General features: G+C 57.6%; 1 protein-coding gene. It reads right to left on the bottom strand.

Translation table 11 applies throughout. From position 1 onward, the window contains the following. A partial coding sequence (locus tag ACYOEI_RS41110; RefSeq protein WP_462856479.1) for a transposase occupies window positions 1–322 on the bottom strand: 322 nt, incomplete at its 3' end. Between the last annotated feature and the right edge of the window lie 242 nt (window positions 323–564).

Raw genomic sequence — 564 nt, 5'->3', positions numbered from 1 at the left:
CGTCGGAGACGGGCAAGGGTTGGCGGGAACGGTCGCGGGGCGGGAAGAGTCGCCCCCAGCGTCGCACGACCTCCTCATCGGACCATCCCCCGGCCACGTCGGGGTCGAGGCGGACGAGGACATGGAGGTGGTTATCCATGACCGAGAACGCGGCGACCGATACCGCAAAGATTTCCGCAAGTTCCTTGAGCCGTGGGTCGATCCAGCTCTTCCGATCGTACTCAGGATCCCCCAGGAGGAAGGCGAGTCGCACGCAGCGAGTGACGCAGTGATACCAACGGGTGACGGTCGGATCCACCAGATGAGCACGCGCCATCGTCATCGGAAGGGTCTCCAGGGGTGTTCTTCAGAACACTAACCGCAGAGATGTCGACCGTCAAGACTCCCACCGTCAAGACGCCCACCGCCAAGATTGCTTTGCCTGTCCTTGACGTTTCACTAAGAGGCTATCCGGTAACTTTTTCCTCAATTTCCCGGAATTTAAAGGCCGCACGCTTCCTCTTCTCATCCTTTTTTAATAGTCTGAGCATTCGATGAATTGAACTGATTTTGATCATTGCCTCG

It is taken from the genome of Singulisphaera rosea (genome assembly GCF_054877945.1).
Note: the sequence above shows the minus strand (reverse complement) of the source record. Positions and strands in the feature narration are given on the sequence as shown.